At 72.9% G+C, this 20,984-nt stretch carries 19 protein-coding genes; 1 reads left to right on the forward strand and 18 read right to left on the reverse strand.

The window, feature by feature from the left end; all coding sequences use genetic code 11:
- Positions 1 to 17: 17 nt before the first annotated feature.
- The 18 genes from AB0K51_RS11280 to AB0K51_RS11365 form a co-directional block, all read right to left on the reverse strand.
- Positions 18 to 1,478 (reverse strand): glutamate synthase subunit beta, encoded by a 1,461-nt coding sequence (locus tag AB0K51_RS11280; RefSeq protein WP_363453033.1) that lies wholly within the window; start codon positions 1,476 to 1,478, stop codon positions 18 to 20.
- The gene (gene gltB / locus AB0K51_RS11285) at positions 1,471 to 6,051 is read right to left on the reverse strand and encodes a glutamate synthase large subunit (protein ID WP_363453135.1); all 4,581 of its coding nucleotides are present in this window, start codon (positions 6,049 to 6,051) and stop codon (positions 1,471 to 1,473) included. Before gltB ends, AB0K51_RS11280 begins: the two co-directional genes overlap by 8 nt.
- A 442-nt stretch (positions 6,052 to 6,493) precedes the next feature.
- Positions 6,494 to 7,234, reverse strand: a complete 741-nt coding sequence (locus tag AB0K51_RS11290) for a VIT1/CCC1 transporter family protein (protein WP_363453035.1) — start codon at positions 7,232 to 7,234, stop codon at positions 6,494 to 6,496.
- 187 nt (positions 7,235 to 7,421) lie between these two features.
- Positions 7,422 to 8,435 carry a prolipoprotein diacylglyceryl transferase gene (gene lgt / locus AB0K51_RS11295; protein WP_363453037.1) on the reverse strand — a complete coding sequence of 338 codons (1,014 nt, stop codon included), beginning with the start codon at positions 8,433 to 8,435 and terminating at the stop codon, positions 7,422 to 7,424.
- 83 nt (positions 8,436 to 8,518) lie between these two features.
- Positions 8,519 to 9,376 carry a thioredoxin domain-containing protein gene (locus tag AB0K51_RS11300; protein WP_363453039.1) on the reverse strand — a complete coding sequence of 286 codons (858 nt, stop codon included), beginning with the start codon at positions 9,374 to 9,376 and terminating at the stop codon, positions 8,519 to 8,521.
- A 63-nt stretch (positions 9,377 to 9,439) separates the two neighbouring features.
- On the reverse strand, positions 9,440 to 9,946 hold the full coding sequence (locus AB0K51_RS11305; protein WP_363453041.1) for a MauE/DoxX family redox-associated membrane protein: 507 nt from the start codon (positions 9,944 to 9,946) through the stop codon (positions 9,440 to 9,442).
- A gap of 130 nt (positions 9,947 to 10,076) precedes the next feature.
- Positions 10,077 to 10,247, reverse strand: coding sequence for a hypothetical protein (locus AB0K51_RS11310; RefSeq protein ID WP_363453043.1), 171 nt, complete (start codon positions 10,245 to 10,247; stop codon positions 10,077 to 10,079).
- A 144-nt stretch (positions 10,248 to 10,391) separates the two neighbouring features.
- Positions 10,392 to 11,201 (reverse strand): tryptophan synthase subunit alpha, encoded by an 810-nt coding sequence (trpA, locus tag AB0K51_RS11315; RefSeq protein WP_363453045.1) that lies wholly within the window; start codon positions 11,199 to 11,201, stop codon positions 10,392 to 10,394.
- A gap of 1 nt (position 11,202) precedes the next feature.
- Positions 11,203 to 12,432 (reverse strand): tryptophan synthase subunit beta, encoded by a 1,230-nt coding sequence (gene trpB / locus AB0K51_RS11320; protein WP_363453047.1) that lies wholly within the window; start codon positions 12,430 to 12,432, stop codon positions 11,203 to 11,205.
- A 214-nt stretch (positions 12,433 to 12,646) separates the two neighbouring features.
- Positions 12,647 to 13,459: an indole-3-glycerol phosphate synthase TrpC gene (gene trpC / locus AB0K51_RS11325; protein WP_363453049.1), complete on the reverse strand. Its 813-nt coding sequence runs from the start codon at positions 13,457 to 13,459 to the stop codon at positions 12,647 to 12,649.
- Between the two features lie 142 nt (positions 13,460 to 13,601).
- The gene (locus AB0K51_RS11330) at positions 13,602 to 14,063 is read right to left on the reverse strand and encodes a DUF2752 domain-containing protein (protein WP_363453051.1); all 462 of its coding nucleotides are present in this window, start codon (positions 14,061 to 14,063) and stop codon (positions 13,602 to 13,604) included.
- Positions 14,064 to 14,156: 93 nt separating this feature from the next.
- Positions 14,157 to 14,405 (reverse strand): HGxxPAAW family protein, encoded by a 249-nt coding sequence (locus AB0K51_RS11335; protein ID WP_363453053.1) that lies wholly within the window; start codon positions 14,403 to 14,405, stop codon positions 14,157 to 14,159.
- A 155-nt stretch (positions 14,406 to 14,560) separates the two neighbouring features.
- Positions 14,561 to 15,169, reverse strand: a complete 609-nt coding sequence (locus tag AB0K51_RS11340) for a TIGR02234 family membrane protein (protein ID WP_363453055.1) — start codon at positions 15,167 to 15,169, stop codon at positions 14,561 to 14,563.
- A 514-nt stretch (positions 15,170 to 15,683) separates the two neighbouring features.
- Positions 15,684 to 17,189, reverse strand: coding sequence for an anthranilate synthase component I (locus AB0K51_RS11345; protein ID WP_363453057.1), 1,506 nt, complete (start codon positions 17,187 to 17,189; stop codon positions 15,684 to 15,686).
- A gap of 42 nt (positions 17,190 to 17,231) precedes the next feature.
- Positions 17,232 to 17,609, reverse strand: a complete 378-nt coding sequence (hisI, locus tag AB0K51_RS11350; protein ID WP_363453059.1) for a phosphoribosyl-AMP cyclohydrolase — start codon at positions 17,607 to 17,609, stop codon at positions 17,232 to 17,234.
- A 61-nt stretch (positions 17,610 to 17,670) separates the two neighbouring features.
- Positions 17,671 to 18,162: a hypothetical protein gene (locus tag AB0K51_RS11355; RefSeq protein ID WP_363453061.1), complete on the reverse strand. Its 492-nt coding sequence runs from the start codon at positions 18,160 to 18,162 to the stop codon at positions 17,671 to 17,673.
- Positions 18,163 to 18,267: 105 nt separating this feature from the next.
- Positions 18,268 to 19,986, reverse strand: coding sequence for a WXG100 family type VII secretion target (locus AB0K51_RS11360; RefSeq protein WP_363453063.1), 1,719 nt, complete (start codon positions 19,984 to 19,986; stop codon positions 18,268 to 18,270).
- Positions 19,986 to 20,279, reverse strand: a complete 294-nt coding sequence (locus AB0K51_RS11365; protein ID WP_363453065.1) for a hypothetical protein — start codon at positions 20,277 to 20,279, stop codon at positions 19,986 to 19,988. The genes AB0K51_RS11360 and AB0K51_RS11365 overlap by 1 nt, the downstream gene beginning before the upstream one ends.
- Positions 20,280 to 20,459: 180 nt before the next feature.
- On the opposite strand from AB0K51_RS11365, the gene AB0K51_RS11370 reads away from it, so the two are divergent.
- Positions 20,460 to 20,981 carry a hypothetical protein gene (locus AB0K51_RS11370; protein ID WP_363453067.1) on the forward strand — a complete coding sequence of 174 codons (522 nt, stop codon included), beginning with the start codon at positions 20,460 to 20,462 and terminating at the stop codon, positions 20,979 to 20,981.
- The last annotated feature ends 3 nt before the right edge of the window (positions 20,982 to 20,984 follow it).

A 20,984-nucleotide genomic window follows, 5' to 3' on the forward strand; every position in this document is an offset into this window, starting at 1 on the left:
CGTGGGCCGGCGGTCGGTCAGACCACCAGCGGCCGGTCGGTCGGCTTGATCGGGGCGGGGAGAGGGGTCTTCCCGCCCAGGTACTTGTCGACCGCCGCGGCGGCGGAGCGGCCTTCGGCGATCGCCCAGACGATCAGCGACTGACCGCGGCCGGCGTCACCGCAAACGTACACCCCATCGACGTTGGTGCCGAACTTGCCGTCCCGCGCGATGTTGCCGCGGGCGTCCAGCTCGACGCCCAGCTGCTCGACCAGGCCGTTGCGAACGTCGGTTCCGGTGAAGCCCATCGCCAGGGTGACCAGCTGGGCCGGGATGGCCCGCTCGCTGCCCGGCACCGGCTCGAACTTGCCGTTCTTGAACTCGACCTCGACCAGGTGCAGTTCCTGGACGTTGCCGTCCTCGTCGCCGGCGAAGTGGGTGGTGGAGACGGAGTAGATCCGCTCACCGCCCTCCTCGTGCGCCGAGGTCACCTTGTACGTCATCGGCATGGTCGGCCAGGGCTGGCCGGCCGGCCGGGCCTCCGACGGCTGCGGCATGATCTCCAGCTGGGTCACCGACGCGGCGCCCTGGCGGTGCGCGGTGCCGACGCAGTCCGCGCCGGTGTCGCCGCCGCCGATCACCACGACGTGCTTGCCCTTGGCCGAGATCGGGGAGTCGACGTAGTCGCCCTCCTGGACCTTGTTGGCCAGCGGCAGGTACTCCATCGCCTGGTGGACACCGTTCAACTCCCGCCCGGGGACGGGCAGGTCGCGCGCGGTGGTGGCGCCGGCCGCGACCACCACGGCGTCGAAGCGCGAGCGCAGGTCCTGGCCGGTGATGTCCTCGCCCACGTGCACGCCGGTGCGGAACCGGGTGCCCTCCGCGCGCATCTGCTCGATGCGGCGGTTGATGTGGCGCTTCTCCATCTTGAACTCGGGGATGCCGTACCGCAGCAGGCCGCCGATCCGGTCCGCGCGCTCGTACACCACCACGGTGTGCCCGGCCCGGGTGAGCTGCTGGGCGACGGCCAGGCCGGCCGGGCCGGAGCCGACCACGGCGACGGTCTTGCCGGACAGCCGCTCCGGGACCTGCGGGGTGACCCCGCCGCGGTCCCAGGCCTTGTCGATGATGGTGACCTCGACGTTCTTGATGGTCACCGCGTCCTGGTTGATCCCCAGCACGCAGGCCGACTCGCAGGGAGCCGGGCACAGGCGGCCGGTGAACTCCGGGAAGTTGTTGGTCGCGTGCAGCCGCTCGATCGCGCCGGACCAGTCGTCCCGGTAGGCGAGGTCGTTCCACTCGGGGATCAGGTTCCCGAGCGGGCAGCCGTTGTGGCAGAACGGGATGCCGCAGTCCATGCAGCGGCCGGCCTGCTTGGTGATGATCGGAAGGAGGCTGCGCTCGACGTAGACCTCGTTCCAGTCACGGAGCCGGACGTCCACCGGACGGCGCTCCGCCAGCTGCTTGGGCGTGGTCAGGAAGCCCTTGGGGTCAGCCATTTGCCGCCTCCATCATCTTGCGAGTGGTCTCCACCTCGGAGAGGCCATCGCGCTCAGCGGCGTCCTTGGCGGCGAGCACAGCCTTGTAGTCGGTGGGCATGATCTTGGAGAAGCGGGAGACCCCGCTGCCCCAGTCGGCCAGGAGCTCGGCGGCGACGGTGGAGCCGGTCTCCTCGTAGTGCTGCTGGACGGTCTCGCGCAGCCACTCGCGGTCGGCGGCGCTGGGGGCCTCGATGCCCACCATGCCGCTGTTCACGTTGGCCGGGCGCAGGTCGAGCACGTAGGCGATGCCGCCGGACATGCCCGCCGCCAGGTTGCGGCCGGTCTCGCCGAGGATCAGCACCCGACCGCCGGTCATGTACTCCAGGCCGTGGTCGCCCACGCCCTCCACCACCAGGGTGGCACCGGAGTTGCGGACCGCAAAACGCTCGCCGGCCTTGCCGCGCAGGTGGATGCGGCCGGAGGTGGCGCCGTAGCCGATGGTGTTGCCGGCGATCACGTGGTTCTGCGCGTCGGCGCCGATCGCGGCCGCGTCCCGGGCCGGGCGGACCACGAGCACGCCGCCGGACAGGCCCTTGCCGACGTAGTCGTTGGCGTCGCCCTCCAGGCGGAGCGTCACACCGTTCGGCACGAACGCGCCGAAGGACTGGCCGGCCGAGCCGGTGAAGGTGACGTCGATGGTGCCCTCGGGCAGGCCCTCACCGCGGTACCGCTTGGTCACCTGGTGGCCGAGCATGGTGCCGACCGTGCGGTTGACGTTGCGGATCGGCAGCTGGATGCGCACGGCCTCGCCGCGCACCAGGGCGTCCTCGGCCAGCTCGATCAGCTGGTTGTCGAGGGCCTTGTCCAGCGCGTGGTCCTGCTCGGTGGTGCGGTACAGGGCCGCGCCCTCGGGCAGCTCGGGGACGTGGAACAGCGGGGCCAGGTCGAGACCGGCGGCCTTCCAGTGGTCGATCGCGGCCTCGGCGTCGATGTGCTCGGCGTGGCCGACGGCCTCCTCGATGGAGCGGAAGCCCAGCTCGGCGAGGATCTCGCGGACCTCCTCGGCGATGAACTCGAAGAAGTTGACCACGAACTCGGCCTTGCCGGAGAACCGCTCGCGCAGCACCGGGTTCTGCGTGGCGACGCCGACCGGGCAGGTGTCCAGGTGGCAGACCCGCATCATGATGCAGCCGGAGACCACCAGCGGGGCGGTCGCGAAGCCGAACTCCTCGGCGCCCAGCAGCGCGGCGATCACCACGTCGCGGCCGGTCTTCAGCTGGCCGTCCGTCTGGACCACGATCCGGTCCCGCAGGCCGTTCAGCAGCAGGGTCTGCTGGGTCTCGGCCAGGCCGAGCTCCCAGGGGCCGCCCGCGTGCTTCAGCGAGGTGAGCGGGGAGGCGCCGGTGCCGCCGTCGTGGCCCGAGATCAGGACCACGTCGGCGTGCGCCTTGGAGACGCCCGCGGCGACCGTGCCGACACCGACCTCGGAGACCAGCTTCACGTGGATGCGGGCGTCCGGGTTGGCGTTCTTGAGGTCGTGGATCAGCTGAGCCAGGTCCTCGATGGAGTAGATGTCGTGGTGCGGCGGCGGGGAGATCAGGCCCACGCCCGGGGTCGAGTGCCGGGTCTTCGCGACCCACGGGTAGACCTTGTGGCCGGGCAGCTGGCCGCCCTCGCCGGGCTTGGCGCCCTGGGCCATCTTGATCTGGATGTCGTCCGCGTTGACCAGGTACTCGGAGGTGACGCCGAACCGGCCGGAGGCGACCTGCTTGATCGCCGAGCGGCGCTCCGGGTCGTACAGGCGCTCCGGGTCCTCGCCGCCCTCACCGGTGTTGGACTTGCCGCCGAGGCGGTTCATCGCGATCGCGAGGGTCTCGTGCGCCTCCATCGAGATGGAGCCGTAGGACATCGCGCCGGTGGAGAACCGCTTGACGATCTCGGAGACCGGCTCGACCTCGTCGATGGAGATCGGGGTCCGGCCGAGGCCGTCCAGCTTGAACAGGCCGCGCAGCGTCATCAGGCGCTCGGACTGGGCGTTCACCCGGTCCGTGTACTGCTTGAAGACGTCGTAGCGCTTGGTGCGGGTCGAGTGCTGGAGGCGGAAGACCGTCTCCGGGTCGAACAGGTGCGGCTCGCCCTCGCGGCGCCACTGGTACTCGCCGCCGATGTCCAGCGCGCGGTGCGCGGCGGCGATGCCGGAGGCCGGGTAGGCCTTGGCGTGGCGGGCGGCGGTCTCCTTGGCGATCTGCTCCAGGCCGATGCCGCCGAGCTTGGTGGTGGTGCCCGCGAAGTAGGCGTCCACCAGCTCCTGGGCGAGGCCGATGGCCTCGAAGACCTGCGCGCCGCGGTAGGAGGCGACGGTGGAGATGCCCATCTTGGACATCACCTTCAGGACGCCCTTGCCGAGCGCCTTGATCAGGTTCTTGATCGCCTTCTCGGGCTCGATGTTCGAGACGAACACGCCCTGGGCGACCAGGTCCTCGACCGACTCCATGGCCAGGTACGGGTTGACCGCGCCGGCGCCGTAGCCGATCAGCAGCGCGACGTGGTGCACCTCGCGGACGTCGCCGGCCTCGACCAGCAGCGACACCTGGGTGCGCTGCTTGGTACGGATCAGGTGGTGGTGGATCGCCGAGGTGAGCAGCAGCGACGGGATCGGGGCGTGCTCGGCGTCCGAGTGGCGGTCGGAGAGCACGATGATCCGGGCGCCGTCGGCGATCGCCGCGTCGGCCTCGGCGGCGATCTCGGCGAGCCGGGCCGCCAGGCCCTGGCCGCCGGTCGCGACCTTGTACAGGCCGGACAGCGTGACGGCCTTCAGGCCGGGCTGGTCGCCGTCCGCGTTGACGTGGATCAGCTTCGCCAGCTCGTCGTTGTCGATCACCGGGAAGGTGATGCCGACCGAGCGGCAGTGCGCCGGGGAGGCGTCCAGCAGGTTGCCCTCGGGGCCGAGGTTGCTGTGCAGGGAGGTGACCAGCTCCTCCCGGATGGCGTCCAGCGGCGGGTTGGTGACCTGCGCGAACAGCTGGGTGAAGTAGTCGAACAGCAGGCGCGGCTTCTCGCTGAGCGCGGCGATCGGCGAGTCGGTGCCCATCGAGCCGAGAGCCTCGCCGCCGGTCTTGGCCATCGGCGCGAGGATGACCCGCAGCTCCTCCTCGGTGTAGCCGAAGGTCTGCTGACGGCGCGTCACCGAGGCGTGGGTGTGCGCGATGTGCTCGCGCTCGGGGAGCTTGGCGAGCTGGATCTGCCCGGCGGCGACCCACTCCTCGTACGGGTGCTCGGCGGCGAGGGCGGACTTGATCTCCTCGTCCTCGACGATCCGGTGCTCGGCGGTGTCCACCAGGAACATCCGGCCGGGCTGCAGGCGGCCCTTCTTGACGACCTTCTGCTGGTCGATGTCGAGCACGCCGGCCTCGGAGGAGAGGACGACCAGGCCGTCCTCGGTGACCCAGTACCGGGACGGGCGCAGGCCGTTGCGGTCGAGGACCGCGCCGATCTGGGTGCCGTCGGTGAAGGTGATGCTGGCCGGGCCGTCCCAGGGCTCCATCAGGTTGGAGTGGTACTGGTAGAAGGCGCGGCGGGCCGGCTCCATGGTGGCGTGGTTCTCCCACGCCTCCGGGATCATCATCAGCACCGAGTGCGGCAGCGAGCGGCCGCCCAGGTGGAGCAGCTCCAGCACCTCGTCGAAGGAGGCGGAGTCGGAGTGGTCCGGGGTGCAGATCGGGAAGATCCGGTTCAGGTCGCCGGGGATCAGGTCGGTGGCGAGCTGGGACTCCCGGGCGGTCATCCAGTTGCGGTTGCCCTTGACCGTGTTGATCTCGCCGTTGTGCGCGACGAAGCGGTACGGGTGGGCCAGCGGCCAGCTCGGGAAGGTGTTGGTGGAGAAGCGCGAGTGCACCAGGCCGATCGCGGAGGCGTACAGCCGGTCCGACAGGTCGGGGAAGAAGGGCTCCAGCTGGCCGGTGGTCAGCATGCCCTTGTAGACCAGGGTGCGGGCGGACAGCGAGGGGAAGTACACCCCGGCCTCCCGCTCGGCGCGCTTGCGCAGCACGAACGCGACCCGGTCCAGCTCGATGCCGGTGCGCTCGCCGTGGCCCACGAAGACCTGGCGGAAGCGCGGCATGACGGAGCGGGCGGTGGCGCCCAGCAGGTCGGGGGTGACCGGGACGTCGCGCCAGCCGAGGACGGTCAGGCCCTCCTGCGCGGCGATCGCCTCGATCTGCGCGACGGCGGCGGCGTCGGCCGCGTCCTCGTCGGGCAGGAAGGCGATGCCGACGGCGTAGGAGCCGGCCGCGGGGAGCTCGAAGTCGACCTTGCTGCGCAGGAAGGCGTCCGGGACCTGGGTCAGGATGCCCGCACCGTCACCGGAGTCCGGCTCGGCGCCGGTGGCGCCGCGGTGCTCCAGGTTGCGCAGCACGGTCAGCGCCTGCTCGACGATCTTGTGGTCGGCGATGCCGGTCAGCGTGGCCACGAACCCGACGCCACAGGCGTCGTGCTCGTTGCGCGGGTCGTACAGACCCTGGGCCAGAGGGCGCGCATCCGGAACGAGGGCGTAGGGGCCTGCGGCCTTCACGTTCCCGTGGCCGGAGTGCATGGATGCAGACAGCATCGGCTCTCCCGTCGTCGTCATTGGCTGGTGCGTGATGCAGCGGGGACGACGTTGGCCCTGATGCGATTTCGTGCAGGTTACATGATGCCCAAGATCCCGGGAAGTGGATTCCTGCGTCCATATCCCGGACACAATCCGCAGGTCACAGGGCGGATGGGGGGACGCGCAGCGCCGCGCATCCCCTCCAGTGTGCCCTCCGCCCGGACCGGCGAAACAGGGGCGAAACGCCCTCGGCACACCTCTGACGCGGGGGTGGCCTGCGATTCCGCTCCCGGGGGCCGACCCGGGATGGGAATGTGCGGGTCGACGGCCGGATGTCGAGACCAGGACAAGGCACCAGGGCCCGCCCATGTGTGGAACGTCACCCGGTCCAAGGCATAACCATGCAGTGCGCTGGGTGATTCCACAGGCCCGTTCGGGTCGCCGGTCAGCCGACCGCGCCGCCGATCAGCCGGCCGAGCAGGTAGGTCACCCCGGCCGCCGAGCCGCCCAGCGCCAGCTGCCGCAGTCCGCTGTACCACCAGCTGCGCGCGGTCACCCGGGCCACCACCGCGCCGCAGCCGAACAGGCCGAGCACCGCCAGCAGCGCGGCCGGCCACAGCGCGGTCGCCCCCAGCAGGTAGGGCAGCACCGGGATCAGCGCGCCCAGCGCGAAGCAGGCGAACGAGGAGCCGGCGGCGACCAGCGGCGAGGGCAGGTCCTCGGGGTCGACGCCCAGCTCCTCGCGGGCGTGCACCGCCAGCGTGGTGTCCGGGTCGGCGGACAGCTGCCGGGCCACCGCGTGGGCCAGCTCCTCGTCGACGCCGCGGGCCATGTACAGCTGCGCCAGTTCGGCGAGCTCGCCGTGCGGGTTGCGCTTGAGCTCGAGGCGCTCGGCCTCCAGCTCGGCCTCCACCAGCTCGCGCTGGGAGGCCACCGAGGTGTACTCCCCCGCCGCCATCGAGAAGGCGCCGGCCGCCAGGCCGGCCAGGCCGGTGAGCACCACGGTGCCCGGCGCGGCGGCGCCGCCGGCCACGCCGGTCATCAGGGCGAAGTTGGAGACCAGGCCGTCCATCGCGCCGAACACCGCCGGGCGCAGCCAGCCGCCGTTGACGTCCCGGTGGTGGCCCTCGGCGGGTATCCGCGGCTGCGGGCCCTCGGTCTGCGGTGCGGCGGTGATCGTGGTCATGGCTGTTGCTGCCCCTTCCGGACACGGCGGACTCCCCCCTGGCCGTGCACCGGCAGGGCTGCGCTCACCCTGTGAAAGTAACCCCTTGACCTGGGCATTTCCAGCAAAGTTAGCCTGCCCAAAGGCAGTTGGGGCCGTCTCCGCCGAGTCGGCGGGGACGGCCCCAACGGGGGTTCAACTTCCTTGCTCAGGAAGGCTTTTCGGAGTCCTTCGAGGTCTCCGGGGCGACCTCCTGCGGGGCCTGCTCGGGCTCCGCGGGCGTGTCGGACGGAACATCGGCGGACGGCGCCCCGTCGGCCGTCCCGTCGGCGGGCTCGGCGTCCTTCGCGTCCTTCGCGTCCTCGGCGGCCTTCGCCTCGGCCCGCTCACGGGTGGCCTGCGGGTCGATCGCGTCCGGGTCCTCGCGGCCGGGGCGGAGCCGGGCGGAGAGCACCAGGTAGACCACCGCGCCGACGAAGACCAGGATCGCCACCCAGTCGTTCAGCCGCAGGCCGAAGAAGTGGTGCGCCTCGTCGATGCGCAGCCACTCGGTCCAGAACCGGCCGACGGTGTAGGCGGCGACGTACAGCGCGAAGGCCCGGCCGTGGCCGAGGGTGAAGCGGCGGTCGGCCCAGATCACCAGCAGGGCGACGCCGACGCACCAGAGCGACTCGTAGAGGAAGGTCGGCTGGTAGACGCCGTGCACGACGGTGCCGTCCTCCAGCGTCTTGTCGATCTTCAGGCCCCACGGCAGGTCGGTGGGCCGGCCGTACAGCTCCTGGTTGAACCAGTTGCCCCAGCGGCCGCAGGCCTGGGCGAGCGCGATGCCGGGGGCGATCGCGTCGGCGTAGGCGGGCAGCGGGACGCCGCGGCGGCGGGCGCCGATCCAGGCGCCGACGGCGCCGAGGGCGATGGCGCCCCAGATGCCGAGGCCGCCCTGCCAGATCTTCAGCGCGTCGATCGGGTGCTTGCCCTCGCCGAAGTACAGCTGGTTGTCGGTGATGACGTGGTAGAGGCGGCCGCCGACCAGGCCGAACGGCACCGCCCAGACCGCGATGTCGCCGACGGTGTGCTTGCCGCCGCCGCGGGCGACCCAGCGCTTGCTGCCGAGCCACACGGCCACGACGACACCGATGATGATGCAGAAGGCGTAGGCGCGCAGCGGGATGGGCCCCAGGTAGAGGACGCCCCGCGACGGGCTCGGAATGTATGCGAGATCCATGGCACTGCCGACGCTACCGTGTCCCGCCCGGCACACCGGCACCGGAGCGGGTCACGGAAGCGTCACTCCTGTCCCGGCCCGCCCTACGGCGAGGGCGGGGTGTTGGACTCGGCGGCGGTCGACGACGGCGCCGGGCTCTGGCCGTGCGAGCCGGGGGTGCCCAGCGGCTTGCCCTGGTTGGCCTGGTCGACCCACTTCACCAGGTTCTCCGGGCTGATCTGCTCGTCGCCCTTCTTCGCGTAGATCGGCTCGCCGTTCAGCAGCACCGTCGGGGTGGACTTGTAGCTGGACTTGTCGAAGTCCTGCTGCACCGCGGAGACCCAGCCGCCGAACTGGTTGGAGTTGACGCAGTTCTCGAACTCGGGGGTGTCCAGGCCCGGCACCTGCTTGGCCAGGGTGATCAGGGTCTGCTTGTTGCCGAAGGAGTCCTCGGTCTCGTCGGGCTGGTTGCGGTACAGCACGTCGTGGTAGTCCCGGAAGTGCCCGGCGTTCTGCGCGCAGGCGAGCGCGTTGGCGCCGTACTTGGAGCCGTTGCCGCCCAGCGAGCGGTCGATGAACGAGACGATGTGGTAGTTCACGACCACCTTCCCGGCGTCCTCCAGCTGGTCGATGGTGGGCGAGAAGGTCCGCTCGAAGCTGCCGCAGGCCGGGCAGCGCGGGTCCTCGTACACGGTCAGCGTGGAGGGAGCGTTGCTCGCGCCGGACGGGATCACCAGGTTCTTGTCGCCGATCGCGCCGGCCGGGGCCGCGGCCGGGGTCTCCGGCTTGGAGCGCTGGTTCTGCACCACCACGCCGATCACCACGGCCGCCGCGATCACCGCGAGCACCGTGCCGCCGACGATCAGCTTCTTGTTCCGGCTCGCCCGCGCCTGCTCGGCGGCGCGCTCCTGCGCCATCCGCTCGCGGGCGGTGCGCTTGCCTTCTCGGTTCTTGTCGCTCATGGGGTGCTCTTGCCAGTCCTGGGGGTTCGGTTCTTCTGATCAGTGGTCAGCGGCCGTGCGGCGTCAGGCGGCCAGCCAGGCGTCCAGCGAGAGCTTGGTCCTGGGCCGGTAGATCAGCCACGCCGACAGCAGCAGGAACCCGGAGTCGCGCAGGATCTCCTGCAGGTACTTGGTCTGCGACTCGTCCACCGCGCCGCCGCCGCCGAAGCAGCCGCAGTCGATCGAGATGCCGCGGGCCCACGCCGAGGAGATGCCGGCGATGAACACGAGCAGCAGCGCCGCCGAGATCACCGCGACGATCCGGGTGCCCAGACCGAGCACCAGCAGCAGCGCCAACGCCAGCTCCAGGAAGGGGAGTCCCCAGCCGACCGGCTTCACCAGCGCCTCGGGGAGGATCTCGTACGCCCGCACCGCCTGCGCCGCCTCGGCCGGGTCGGAGACCTTCGCCCAGCCCGCCCAGCCCCACACCACCGCGAGGCCTAGCCGCACCGCCAGTCCGAACCACTCGGCCGCCGGGGAGTCCACCGCCCGGCGGACCGCCCGGCCGCGATCGGCCTGCTGACTGGCCATCAGTTCCCCCTCGGGCGTGCTGCCACCGTTTCCTGCCTGATGAACCGTAGGGGATGGCGGGTGGTTCCTCCACATTGGCGAGTTACGCCGTATGAGCGATACTAAACGGTCATACGTCCGAATTGACGGATCATCGGTCCGGCGCGTTGCAGGGGACCGCGGGCTGCCGGCACTCCACCGCCCGCTCCGCGCCCGCCCGCGCCAACTCCCGTTCCACGCCCCCGCTCCCGGCCAGCGCGGCGGCCAGCGCCAGCCCGGCCAACGCCGCCCGCCACAGCACCGACTTCTGCACCCACGCCACGCGCACGCCCTTTCGCCGACGAACCATCCGGGGGTTCAACGCCGGGGTCCCGGGCCCGGGTTTGCTGATTCACCCGTCGGGAGTAGACGAAAAACCGCCCGGGGAGCAGGAGTTGCTCCCCGGGCGGCTTCCACGGCCGTGCGGTCAGCGCCGGCGGACGCCCTCCGCCAGCTCGGCGGCCAACGCGCGCACCGCGTCGACGCCGGCGTCCGGGTCCGGGGCGTCCAGCAGGCGCTGCACGAACGCCGAGCCGACGATCACGCCGTCGGCGAAGGCCGCGACCTCCGCCGCCTGCTTCGCGTTGGAGACGCCGAGGCCGACGCAGACCGGCAGCGGCGTGGTGGCCCGGGTCCGGGCGACCAGGTCCTCGGCCATCGAGCCGACGGCGGCCCGGGTCCCGGTGACGCCCATCACCGCGGCGGCGTAGACGAAGCCGGAGCCGGCCGCGGTCACCTCGGCGAGCCGGGCGTCCTGGGAGGACGGGGCGACCACGAAGACGGTGTCGAGACCGTGCTCGGCGGCGGCCTTGCGCCACTCCGCGGATTCCTCGACCGGCAGGTCGGGCAGGATGCAGCCCGCTCCCCCGGCCGCGGCCAGGTCGGCGGCGAACCGGGCGGTGCCGTAGCGGTCCACCGGGTTCCAGTAGGTCATCACCAGCACCGGCACCGCCGGGTGGGCGGCGGCGACCTCGGCGACGGTGCGCAGCACGTCCTTGATCCTCACGCCGCCGCGCAGCGCGATGTCGTCGGCGGTCTGGATCACCGCGCCGTCCAGCACCGGGTCGGAGTGCGGCAGGCCGACCTCGACGGCGTCGCAGCCGCCCTCGATCAGCGCGTTGATCGCGGCGATGCCGCCGTCCACGGTCGGGAACCCGGCCGGGAGGTAGCCGATCAGGGCCGCGCGGCCCTCCGCCTTGGCGGCGGCGAGGGCGGTGGTGAGCAGGGTGTCGGCCATGTCAGTTGGTCCCCTCGGCGTCGTAGAGGCCGAAGTACTCGGCGGCGGTGTGCATGTCCTTGTCCCCGCGGCCGGAGAGCGAGACCAGGATGGTCGCCTCCGGGCCGAGCTCGCGGCCGAGCTCGAGGGCGCCGGCCAGGGCGTGCGCGGACTCGATGGCCGGGATGATGCCCTCGGTGCGCGACAGCAGGCGCAGGGCCTCCATCGCCGCGCGGTCGGTGACCGGGCGGTACTCGGCGCGGCCGGTGTCCTTCAGCCAGGCGTGCTCCGGGCCGACGCCCGGGTAGTCCAGGCCCGCCGAGATCGAGTGCGACTCGATGGTCTGGCCGTCCTCGTCCTGCAGCACGTAGGTGCGCGAGCCGTGCAGCACGCCCGGGTCGCCCTTGGTGAGGGTGGCGGCGTGCCTGGGGGTCTCGGCGCCCTCGCCGGCCGCCTCACAGCCGATCAGGCGCACGCCCGCGTCCGGGATGAACTCGTGGAAGATGCCCATCGCGTTGGAGCCGCCGCCGACGCAGGCGACCACCGCGTCGGGCAGCCGCCCGGTGCGGTCCAGCACCTGCTGCCGGGCCTCGATGCCGATCACCCGGTGGAAGTCGCGGACCATCATCGGGAACGGGTGCGGGCCCGCGACGGTGCCGAACAGGTAGTGGGTGGAGTCGACGTTCGCGACCCAGTCGCGGAACGCCTCGTTGATGGCGTCCTTGAGGGTGCGGCTGCCGGACTTCACCGGGATGACCTCGGCGCCCAGCATCCGCATCCGGGCGACGTTCAGGGCCTGCCGCTGGGTGTCGACCTCGCCCATGTAGATGGTGCAGTCGAAGCCGAACAGGGCGCAGGCGGTGGCGGTGGCCACGCCGTGCTGGCCGGCGCCGGTCTCCGCGATGATCCGGGTCTTGCCCATCCGCTTGGTGAGCAGCGCCTGGCCCAGCACGTTGTTGATCTTGTGCGAGCCGGTGTGGTTGAGGTCCTCGCGCTTGAGCAGGACCCGCGCCCCGCCCGCCTCGGCGGAGAACCGGTGGACGTCGGTCAGCGGGCTGGGCCGGCCGGTGTAGTCCTTGAGCAGCGCGTCGAGTTCGGCGGCGAAGGCCGGATCGGCCTTCGCCTTCTCGTACTCCTCGGCGACCTGCTCGACGGCGGCGACCAGCGCCTCGGGGATGAATCGGCCGCCGTAGGCGCCGAAGTAGCCGCGTGCGTCCGGGACCTGGGTACCCGGAAGGTGAAGCTCGGACATGATCCGTCCTCGGATGAAGGGTTGACGGCGTGCAAGGTGGAACGGGCGGCGGGATTCAGCCGCGGGTTCCGCGCCATCGGCGTCCGGGGACCTGTCCGGGCTCGCTGCCGATCACGTAGCGCACCCGCCGCCCCAGCACCCGGCGTGCGGGCGCGCGGCAGCCGCGCGGGCGGCAGCCGGGAGCGAGACGGGTGGCGATCGACATGGCGGAGGCTCAGCCCCGCCCGTTGTTGCGCAGCGCCGGGTGGGCCCCGGCGGCGACCAGGTCGGCGACCGCGGCACGCGGGTCGCGGCCGGTCACCAGGGACTCGCCGACCAGCACCGCGTCGGCGCCCTGGTTGGCGTAGGTGATCAGGTCGTGCGGGCCGCGGACCCCGGACTCGGCGACCTTGACGACGTGCGCCGGGATGGCGTCCACCACGTTGCCGAAGGTGTTCCGGTCGACCTCGAGGGTCTTCAGGTTGCGGGCGTTGACGCCGATGATCCGCGCGCCGGCGTCCACCGCGCGGGCGATCTCCTCCTCGTCGTGCACCTCGACCAGCGGGGTGAGTCCGATCGACTCGGCCCGCTCGATCAGCGAGACCAGCGCGGGCTGGTCCAGGGCGGCGACGATCAGCAGCGCCAGGTCCGCGCCGTGCGCCCGGGCCTCCCACAGCTGGTAGGCCGTGACGATGAAGTCCTTGCGCAGCACCGGGGTGTCCACCGCGGCGCGCACCGCGTCCAGGTCGGCCAGCGAGCCGCCGAAGCGGCGCTGCTCGGTGAGCACGCTGATCGCGGCCGCGCCACCGGCCGCGTAGTCGACCGCCAGGGCGGCCGGGTCCGCGATCGCCGCGAGCGCACCCTTGGAGGGGCTGGAGCGCTTGACCTCGCAGATCACCCGGACGCCGTCGCCGCGCAGCGCGGCCACGCCGTCCTTCGCCTCGGGTGCCTTGGCGGCGAGCTCCTTGAGCTCGTCCAGGGAGACCCGGGCCTGTCGCTCGGCGAGGTCCTCCCGGACCCCGTCGATGATCTCGTCGAGCACAGTCACGCGTGCGCCCCCATCGTTTCTTCTGGCTGGAGCCGGGGTGGGTGTTCGGGCACTCCCCGACCATTCGATGGTATCGGGCGCAGGGGGCGCATCCCGCATCCGCCCGGCGCGCGTCTCGATCGGCGGACCGCCCGCGCCGCCCTCACACCACCGGCGGCGCCAGCCCGACCCCGACCGGCAGGTTGCGCAGCACCGTGAACAGCGTGAGCAGGACGACCAGCAGGACGGTCTGCCGTCCGGTCATCCGGAAGCCCGGCTTGGGCAGGCCGCGCACCGCGGTGTAGACCCAGCGTCCCCAGAACGCCAGGAAGACCACCGCCAGCGCCACCACCAGCACGTTGTCGTGCAGCGCGGACAGCACGTCGCCGCGGGTCAGTGCGTGCACCGAGCGCAGCCCGCCGCAGCCCGGGCACCACCAGCCGGTCGCCTGCAGCACCGGACAGACCGGGTAGTGGCCCGGCGAGTTGGGGTCGACCAGACCGACGAAGGCGGTCGGCAGCGCGACGGCGGTCAGCGCGGCCAGCGGGGAGGCCAGCCGGCGCAGCGGCGAGCCCGCCGGGGCCGGCTGCGGGGCGGCGGGCTGCGGGGCAGCGGGAGCGTTCACGGCGATGATTGTGCCCCCGATCGGGCGCACTGCACCCGGAAAGGCGGAACGGCGGGCGCGCCGCCCGCCGTCCGAGGTGACACCGACGCCTGGTCAGCTCGCGGTGACCGCCGTGCGCTCCGCGGACTCCACCGGCGCGAAGTTCTTGCTGGCCGGCTTGCCCATGCCCGCCATCGACATCGCCTTGCCGACCACGCCGCCGATCAGGACCACGGCGATACCCGCGACGACCAGCAGGACGTTCGGGATGATCATGGCCACGCCGGCGATGCAGAAGCCGACGAACGAGATGGTCACGCCGGTCCAGGCGGCGGGGGTGTGGCCGTGCGCTGCTGACGACATCTTGTTGGTGCTCCTTGTATCTTCGGGGCCCGGTCGCGCGGTCCGGGGTGGCGCTCGACGGGGTTGACGCTCTCCATTGTGCCGGGCCGTACACGGCGTCCCCAAGCGGGGGCACTCTGGTGAGACGGAGCCCTCAGTCGACCCGGACGGAGCCCTCAGCCGGTCGGGTCCTCGCCGCGGTCCAGCGCCTTCCACAGGTCAGCGGGGGTGGTGGCGGGGGTGGTGACGGCCGAGCGGGCGGCCGCGGCGCGGGTCGGCGCCTCATAGCGCGAGCCCATCGCCGGCCAGGACCGGCCGAACCGCACCGTCAGCAGGCCGGCCAGGGCCAGCAGCACGCCGCCGGCCAGGGCGACCCAGGGCCACGCGGTGCGGGTGATCTGCTCGGCGTGGGCGCCGCTCACCGCCAGTTTGCTGGCCGCGGCGGCGTGCAGGCCGGCGGTGTCGCTGTTGCCGAGCAGTGCGCCCGCGACGGTGCCCAGGCCCGCCAGCACGGTCAGCGCCCCGACCAGTAGGCGGGCGCGGCCGCGGACCGCGAAGACCGCGACCATCGCCGCGAGCGCGACCATCGCCATCCCCGTCGGCAACCCCGTCAACGCGCTCCCCGTGGCACTCACCGCCAGCCGCCCGCCCTCCAGCCCCGCAGCGGTCCCCTCCGCCCACGTCCGCCCCACGGAGGTCAGCACCAGCACGGCCCCGAGCACGGTCAGCACCAGCATCAGCCCGAGGGCGCGCCGGGATTTCGCAGAAACAGCGGTCTCACTCACCCGACCAGTGTCCCCGACCCAACACCACCCCCACCACCAGCCCCTCCGCACGGCACCACGCTGCCGGCCCGCCACCCGCGAGAGCCACGACCCTGCGGGGCGCTGCGAACACCACCTACGGAGCGGCCCCCGGGGGCGGGGGTAAGGGGACGACATCCGGACTGGCCCGGCCGGCTCGCCGCAGGCGGGTGACAGGGGAGCCCACCGGGGCGGAGCCAGGACCGACACCCGGAGCAGCCCGGCCAGCCCGCCGCAGGCGGCCACGCCCACCCGGACGACTGCCCGCGCAGCGGCCCGCCGGGGTGGGATCAGGAGCGCCCGCTGAGCGGCCCGCCGGGGGCGGGGCCAGAGGCGACATCCGAAATGGCCCGGCCGCCCGCCGCAGGCGCAGGCAGGGAGCCCGCGGAGCGGGCCGCTGTAGGCGGGGTCAGCGGGGCGACATCCGAAATGGCCCCGCCGGCTCGCCGCAGGCGGCTGCACCTGCACGGGGCGCGGCGCAGGCGGGGGCGGGGGCTTAGCGGAGTGTGTTGGCGGCGGCCACTGCGCGGAGGACGGCGGTGGCCTTGTTGCGGCATTCGGTGTCTTCGGCGTGGGGGTCGGAGTCGGCTACGACGCCGGCGCCGGCTTGGACGTAGGCGGTGTGGTCGCGGATGACGGCGGTGCGGATGGCGATGGCGGTGTCGGAGTCGCCGGCGAAGTCGAGGTAGCCGACGCAGCCGCCGTAGAGGCCGCGGCGGGTGGGTTCGAGTTCTTCGATGATCTGCATGGCGCGGGGCTTGGGGGCGCCGGAGAGGGTGCCGGCGGGGAAGCAGGCGGTGAGGACGTCGAGCGCGGTGCGGCCCTCGGCGACGGTGCCGGTGACGGTGGAGACGATGTGCATGACGTGGCTGTAGCGCTCGACCTGCATGAACTCGACCACCTCGACGGAGCCGGGCGCGCAGACCCGGCCGAGGTCGTTGCGGCCGAGGTCGACCAGCATCAGGTGCTCGGCCCGTTCCTTGGGGTCGGCGAGCAGCTCGGCGGCGAGCTCGGCGTCCTCGTGCGGGGTGGCGCCGCGGTGCCGGGTGCCGGCGATGGGGTGCAGCATGGCGGCGCCCTCGGCGACCTTGACCAGGGCCTCGGGGCTGGAGCCGACCACGTCGAAGCCGCCGTCCGCGCCGCCGTCGGGGCCTGGGAAGCGGAAGAGGTACATGTAGGGGCTGGGGTTGGTGGTGCGCAGCACCCGGTAGACGTCGAGCGCGGAGGCCTCGCAGGGGGCTTCGAAGCGCTGCGAGGGGACGACCTGGAAGGCCTCGCCGGCCCGGATGCGCTCCTTCACCACGTCGACGGCCTTGCGGTACGGCTCGCCGCCGAACGGCGAGTGCGCGTCGACCGCGACCGGGGTGAAGGTGGCCAGGCCGGGGTCGACCGGGCGGCGCAGGTCGGCCTCCATCGCGTCCAGCCGGGCGACGGCGTCGGCGTGGGCCTCGTCGACGCCGGTGGCGAGGTCGTTGTGGTTGACCGCGTTGGCGATCAGCAGCACGGTGCCGTCGGCGTGGTCGAGGACGGCGAGGTCGGTGGCGAGCAGCAGGGTGAGCTCGGGGAGCTTCAGGTCGTCCGGGGTGAGGTCCGGCAGCTTCTCGAGGCGGCGGACCACGTCGTAGCCGAGGTAGCCGACCAGGCCGCCGGTGAGCGGGGGCAGGCCGTCGTCGGGGTGGCGGGGGGTGTGCAGGGCGGTGAGGGTGGCGCGCAGCACCTCCAGCGGGTCGCCGGAGACCGGGATGCCGACGGGGGGCTCGCCGAGCCAGCGGGCGCCGCCGTCCTGACCGACCGTCAGGACGGCGCCGCTGCGCACCCCGACGAACGAGTAGCGGGCCCAACTGCGGCCCTGCTCGGCGGATTCCAGCAGGAAGGTGCCGGGGCGTTCGGCGGCCAGGCTGCGGTAGACGCCGATCGGTGTGAGGCCGTCCGCGAGGAGCCGGCGGGTGACGGGGATGACCCGGGTGTCTGCGGCGAGCGTGCGGAAGGCCTCAAGGTCCATGGGACACCGATCAGATGAGAAGGGCGGACGGTCGGGGAAAGGCTACTGGGCGGCGAGCGGCAGGACGTCGGCGTCGAAGCAGGTGCGCTCGCCGGTGTGGCAGGCCGCGCCGACCTGGTCGACCTTGACCAGCAGGGTGTCGCCGTCGCAGTCCAGGGCGACCTGCTTGACGTGCTGGACGTGGCCGGAGGTGTCGCCCTTGACCCAGTACTCGTTGCGGCTGCGGCTCCAGTAGGTGCAGCGGCCGGTGGTGAGGGTGCGGTGCAGCGCCTCGTCGTCCATCCAGCCGAGCATCAGCACCTCGCCGGTGTCGTACTGCTGGGCGACGGCGGGGAGCAGGCCGTCCGGGGTGCGCTTGAGGCGGGCGGCGATCGCCGGGTCGAGGGCGGTGCTGCCGGGGGCGGCGGGGTTGGTCGACATGCGGTTCATTCTCGCAGGCCGTACGGGCCCGCCGGGCCCCGGCGTTCAGGATGCGGACGGATCAGTGGACGCTTCCGTCGGCCGCGGGGCTCTGGCAGCCGTCGGGCCAGACCACCTCCACGTAGAGCCCGGCGGCCCGGGCGGCGGCGACGGTCTCGGCGGTGGCGCTGCCGGGGCGGCCGTCCCAGACCGCGACGAGTTCGTCGATCATGCCGATCAGGGCCCGGCGGGTGTCGTCGCCGAGGCCGCCGTGCTCGGCCGGGGCGAGCCGGTGGACCGCGGTGGAGTGGTTGAGCAGCCTCCGGCGGGTGCGGCCGCAGCCGTCGCCCAGGAACGCACCGGTGCGGTGGGCGGTGGCGGAGACCACGGTCTCGATCTTGCCGCCGTGGTCCAGGACGGCCTGGGCGAACCAGGTCTCCGGCCCTTCGGCGAGGCAGCCGACGCCGACCAGGTCGTAGGCGGCGTGGCCGGTGACCAGCCGCCAGAGCTCGCCCCGGACCAGCATCTCGGTGATCTCGGACAGCCCCCGGTGCCCGGCGATGCCGACGCGCATGTTGTGACCCCTCGAAACTCAGGGCCGTGCCGCGTCCCAGGGTAGGCGACGCGCGGGCGGCGGGGCGCCGACGGTCCGTCAGCGCCCCGCCGCCCGCGCCGACGGTCAGCCGAACGCGGCCTCGATCCGGGTGGTGTCGACCCGGTACGGGGCCGGGTCGCGCTCCAGCCCGGTGTCGTGCAGCAGTTCCTCGGTGACGGCGTTGCGGTTGGTGTCGCCGAGCACCGTCTCCTTGGCGACGCCCAGCGCGGAGCGCCCGGCCGCCGCGAAGGCGCCCTTCACGGTGCCGTCGCCGCGCTCCGCGCCGTCGTCCAGGCCGAGGGCGCTGCTGAACGCGTCCTCGGCCTTGCCGGTGACGAACTCGTCGCCCTGCCGGACGGCCTGACGCACCGCGAAGTCCTTCAGGCCGGAGCCGACGCCGTCCAGCGAGCGGTTCCGGAAGGCGTCGCCGGCCAGCTTGCCGAGGCCGTCGCCGCCCTCCTCGAAGTCGCGCAGGCCCTGGACGGCGGTCTTCACCTCCTTGACCTTGGCGAGCGCGCTGCGGGCGGTCTGCAGGTTCTTCACCGCCTTGACGGCGCTGCCGAGTTCCTTCAGCGCCTTGAGCAACTCCTCGAGCTTCTGGGCCAGTTCGGTGGAGACCCGGGCCACCCGGGCGACGAAGACGGTGATCTCCGCCTCGGTGATCAGCGCGTCGGCGATCAGACCGATGCCCGCGGTGACCACCGCGATCACCGCCTCGGCGGCGAGCGAGGCGATCAGCGCCTCGATCGCCTCGCTGATGATCTCTACCACCATGCCCTCGGCCGCCGCGCACTCCTGCGCCGCCGAGTTGATGATCTGCGCGGTCTGCCGCATGCCCTCGGCGGTCTGGTCGAGCGCGTCGGCGACCTCGCCCATGTGCCCGCCGAAGGAGTCGCTGGCCTGGCCCTCCCAGGCCTGGGAGACCGGCACCGCGCCGCCGCGCAGCTCGGCCGCGACCTGCTGGACGGCGCCCGCCTGCGCCTGCCACTCCTCGGCGGCGGCGTTCAGCTCGGCCAGGTTGCCGGTGACCTTCTCCAGCATCTCGATCAGGCCGGACTCCTTCAGCGCGTACTCGACCGCCTCGTCGAGCATCCCGCCGAGACCGCCGCGCGACGGGTGCTCGGCCGGCTGGAGCTGGTCCATCGCCTGCTGGACCTGGGCGTGCGCCCAGTCGTACGCGGAACTGCCGCCGCCGTACGGCTGCACGTCGCGGCGGGCCAGGGTGGAGCTCATCCCCCCGTCCGAGCCGGTCGTCGCGCCGGAGCCGACCGGGCCGCCGGCGAAGCCGGGGTCGGGGACGTCGCCCTGCGCGTCGAAGTCCGCGTCCGGGTCCTCGCCGCCGGGCTCCGCGCCGTCGGTCGGCGGGAGGCCGTCGAGCCCGGTCGGGGCCTCGCCGCCGCCGGGTTCGGGCTCCTGCTGCCCGCCGGAGCCGAACACCTTCTCCCCCGCCCAGTCGCCGGCGTGCTCGCCGAGCGAGCCGCCCGCGGACTCCGCGCCGCTGCGCAGCGCGCCCTTCCACCAGGACTCGCGCGGGTCGGCGGCGTCGCCGCCGTCCGCGGGGTCGGTGCCCGGGTCGGCGCCGGGCGACGGCGTGCGGCCCTGCGGGTCGTGGCCGGGCCGCGCGGCCCCGCCGGGGTCGCCGCCCTGGTGGCCGGTGGAGCCGGGGGTGTGGGCGGGCGGCGCCGGGTCCGGGGTGTGGACGGGGACCCGCGGGTCGGGCCCGTGCGGCGCCGACGGCCGCGAACCGGAGCCGTGGGAACCGGAGTTGTGCGAGCCGGAGTGCGAGTGCGAACCGCGCGACATCAGTTGCCACCGCCCAGGCCGGCGCTGAGCTGCTGCTCGTGGTCGGTGTAGGTCTGCGCGACGTGGGCCAGGCCGTCCGAGGTGCCGGTGACGGCCTCGCCGAGGTCGCCGAGGTTCTGCCGGCTGGCGCTGGCGTGCTCCTGGTAGGCCGACGCCAGGTGCTGGGCGTTCGGCAGGTGTCCGAAGGCGTCGGACGAGATGGTGATGGCGGCGGTGGCCGCCGCGATCCGGCTCAGTTGCTCGGACTGCTCGGCGAGCAGTTGCGAATACCGGTCGAGTGCTTCGGGTTCCACCCGAAATCCGCTGTCCCCCATGGCAGTTGCCCTTCCTCGGCGACCGTCTTGACCAAGAATCCGCCATGCTACTGATCTTCATGCAAAGCATTCGCAAACTGGTTCGCCCGCGGATCGCCGCGAACCCGTGACGCGTCGCCCGGCGGAGCGCCACAATGGCGGCGGACCGAGGGGGTTGGCGTGACGAAGCGGCAGAAGGCGGCGCTGGCCGCGGTGGTGGCGGCGTTGGCGGTGGTCGCGGCTTCGGTGCTGCTGTGGCCGGAGCCCGCGCACCGGCAGGCGGCTCCCCCGCCGCCGTCCCCCAGCGCCTCGCCGAGTCCGTCGCCCTCGCCGTCCCCGAGCAGGCAGCTGCCGTACCCGTTCTTCACGCCGGGCACCTGCCTGGACCACCCGCAGCTCTCCGAGGTGATCGCCAAGGCCGAGGCCCGGCCCTGCGACCAGCCGCACGACGGCGAGGCGATCGCCGACGTGGTGCTGCCGGACGGGCTGACCAGCGACACCGCGATCGGCCGGGCGATGCGCGAGCTGTGCCAGGCGCCGCTGGCCGCGGCCGAGCAGCGGCAGGGCGGCGGCGGTCCGTACTACGGCTTCCCGATCGGCCCCTACCTGCAGTACTACCAGCAGGGCATGCACGACGCGACGTGCACGCTGACCGCCAGCAGCAGGCAGCACGGGACGAAGCTGACCGCCCCTCTGCGCTAGACC

This window comes from Kitasatospora sp. NPDC049285 (assembly GCF_040678815.1).
GTDB lineage: Bacteria > Actinomycetota > Actinomycetes > Streptomycetales > Streptomycetaceae > Kitasatospora.